Annotated in this window: 2 protein-coding genes; both read left to right on the top strand. The window is 75.4% G+C overall.

From position 1 onward, the window contains the following. Positions 1-107 precede the first annotated feature (107 nt). Positions 108-1,796 (top strand): choice-of-anchor M domain-containing protein, encoded by a 1,689-nt coding sequence (locus ACR807_RS41460; protein WP_438927037.1) that lies wholly within the window; start codon positions 108-110, stop codon positions 1,794-1,796. A 99-nt stretch (positions 1,797-1,895) separates the two neighbouring features. Continuing rightward, positions 1,896-3,231 (top strand): choice-of-anchor M domain-containing protein (locus ACR807_RS41455; protein ID WP_438927036.1); only part of this gene is annotated, 1,336 nt, incomplete at its 3' end.

Raw genomic sequence — 3,231 nt, 5'->3', positions numbered from 1 at the left:
GCGCGTTCGGCGACGGGACCGTGACGGGCCAACCACCCGGAGTGATAGTTGAAAAGGATTATCATATCAATTAGCGTGGTCGCACCAGGCTCCACCGAAAGGGAGAGATGCGGTCCCGCACAGCGAAGTCCCACCCACGCGCGCCCCTCGCCGCGAAGATCACGCGTGCCGCGACCGCCTTCCTGATCACGATGTCGGCCTCCGGCGCGACGGCGACGGCCGAGGAAGGGCCCGCGCCGACCCCACCGCAGCGGCAGCTGCTCGCGACCGGCCACGCCGACCTGGTGTCGGTGTTCCTCGAAGCGGGATCGCTGGTCGTGGCGGGACAGTCCGATGTGGACCGGACGGCCACCCGGTTCGACCCCGCGCGCACCACCGTGAACGTCACCGACGCCGCACTGCGGCCCGCTCCGGGCTCCGCGGCCCACGCCTTCCTCGGCGTCCCGGCCGGCGCGCCGGTCCACGTGCTCCCGCAGGCGTTCCGACCCGGGGTGCTGTGGGCGGGCTGGAACACCGGGTCCGTGCCGCGCGGCGCACTGGCCGGCGACGCGGTGGACATCACCCTGCGCGAGGTGCGCGGGCCCGGCCGGGTCGAGGTCTACCTCAGCGGTGTCGAGGGGCCCGAGCGGGTCTGGAGCTCCCACGACCCCGGCCTGCGGACGCTGCGCGCGGCGGTGCCGACGCACGCGCACGCCAACTGGGCGTTCACCGCGCCGGGCGTCTACGAACTGGAGTTCACCGCCTCCGCCACCACCTCGTCGGGCGAACCGCTGACCTCCGCCCCCGCGCGCTACGCCGTCGTGGTCGGCCCGCTCGCGACCGCGGCGACCACGACGGCGCTGGACGTGGCGGACACCGCCGGCGGGCTGCGGCTCACCGGCCGGGTGACCGGCGGACCCGCGCACCTGCACGGCGGCGTCCCGACCGGGTGGGTCGAGTTCCACGCCCACCACGCCACCCGCGACGAGGTCGTGGGCCACGCGGCGGTGGACGGCGGGCAGGCCGTGCTGGAGGTCCCCGACGCCACCGCCGTCGCCTACGGCGCGCGGTTCGTGCCGGCGGTCGCGGACCTGGTGGCGCCCTCGTGGTCGGCCGCGGTCGCCAACCCGCGGGCTCCGCCGGGCGCGGTCGTGGTCGGGGTGCGCGACCGCTACGTCGTCGGGGAGACCGTCACCGCCACCGCGCTGGTCACCCCGGCCCGCCCCGGTCACACCGTGTCGTGGTGGACCAGGCGGGGCGCGACCCCCACGCCGCGCGGAACCGGCGAGTCCCTGGGTCTCGTGGCCACCGCCGACCTCGACGGGGCCGAACTCGGTTTCGACCTGGTGGACGCCGGGGGCGACACCGCGACCTCCTCCCGCGCGGTCACCCTCCGCGTCGATCCCGCCGTCCCGCCGACCACTGCCCCGCCGACCACTGCGGTGCCCACCACCGCACCGGGCCCACCGACCGACACCCCGGCGCCCCCACCGCCCCCGACCGGTCCCGCGGCGTCGTGCGTCCGGACCGGGGTCACCCAGACCCCGGCGGCAGGCCCGGGCCACGACTTCCCCGTATCCGATCCGGTGTGGACAGTCCCGCTGAGCCGGTCCCCCGGTGTGCCGCGGTCCTCCTTCAGCGGCACCGCGGACGGCCGGGGGTGCGCGCCCGGCGCGCCCGGCGCGCCCGGCCTGGCGAGCACCGGCCTGGACGGCGAGCACCTGCTCGGCCTGGCCGTCGCCGCCGCCCTGCTGATCCCGCTCGGCCTGCTCCTGACCGGCCTGGCCACCGTGGCCGCGGCCCGCCGACGTTCCTGAACCACCCACGAGGAAGGAGTCCCTTCCCGTCCGACGTCCCCGGACGTCGTCCCCACCGCGCCGCGCCCTCCCGGGCCCGGCCAGAACCGAGGAAGAACCGTGAACGCAGTGCAAGACCGCAGGACCAAGAGCCGGGCGGGGCGGTACACCGCCACCCTGGCCTCGGTCACCGCCCTGGGGCTCGCCCTGGGCTCCCTGACCGGGACCGCCCACGCCGAAGCCGCCTACGCCGACAAGCAGGTCGTGTCCGAGGGCCACGTCGACGTGTTCTACGTCGACGTCGTGGACTCCGCCCACACGCTGGTGGCGCACACCGCCGCCGGCAACGTCGCTCCCGCCGACCTGGTGATCCAGGCCAAGCCGTCGGTGGCCGCGCGCACGGTCGGCGCGACCATCGCCGGACTGCCCGGCTGGAAGCCGCAGGGCGAGACCTACTACCTGCTGCCCCAGACGTCCCAGGCGGGTCAGGTGTTCGGCGGCTTCGGCCACAGCCCCGCCGTGGCCGAGGGCACGTCGGTGACCTACGCCCTCGACTCGGTGCAGGGCCCCGGCGCGTTCGCGCTGTGGCAGAACGGCGAGGACGGCCCGAACGTCTTCCTCGCCTCCGCCGGGGACGGGCCGAAGTCGTTCACCAGCACGGCCGACCACGAGCACGTCAACTGGGGCTTCACCGAGCAGGGCGAGTACAGGGTGACCGTGCGCGCCGCGGTGACCCCGCCCGGCGGCACCGCCGAGCAGCTCCAGCCCGTCGTCTACACGTTCTTCGTCGGCGAGGAGCTGCCGCAGGACCCCGGCACCGACCCCGGCACCCCGGCCACGCAGCTGTCCGTCACCGGCCTGGCCGCGCACTACCACGCGGGCGGCGTCGCAGCCCTGACCGCCGTGCAGACCCCGTCCACCGGCGAGGAGCACTACCACTGGTTCACCCGTGCCGCCGGTGAGGCGGAGTGGTCGGTCGTGCCGGGTGCCCTGAGCGGCAAGTACGGCTTCGTCGTCCGCACCGCCGACGACGGCCGCGAGGTCAAGGCCGTGCTCTACGACCACGACCACCGGGTGATCGCCGAGTCCGCGCCGGTCGTCGTCGACGTCGACGACCACGGCAACGACCCGGTCAACGGCCCGACCATCAGCACGACGCTGAGCGCGCAGGAGGGCGTGCTGGCGATCAGCGTCGCGCCGGAGAACCGGGAGGTGGACCTGGGCGCGCTCACGCTCACCCCGGCCGCCGACCGCTACGCCGCCGCCGGCGCGCTCAAGCCGATCACCGTCACCGACACCAGGGCGGACAACCCCGGCTGGAACGCCTCCGGCCGGGTGCGCGCCTTCACCACGGTCGACGGGCAGCAGCTCGGCGGCAAGTACCTGGGCTGGACGCCCACCGTGCTGTCCGCCTCGGCCGACCAGACCGTGACCGCCGGTCCGCGGGTCGACCCCG

The organism is Saccharothrix sabaoui (genome assembly GCF_051756985.1).
Classification (GTDB): Bacteria; Actinomycetota; Actinomycetes; order Mycobacteriales; family Pseudonocardiaceae; genus Actinosynnema.
The sequence above is the reverse complement of the archived record's forward strand: the minus strand, read 5'-3'. Positions and strand labels throughout refer to the sequence as shown.

Coding starts and splice junctions, on each gene's coding strand:
- ACR807_RS41460 (WP_438927037.1), top strand. CDS start 108: ATGCGGTCCCGCACAGCGAAGTCCCACCCACGCGCGCCCCTCGCCGCG.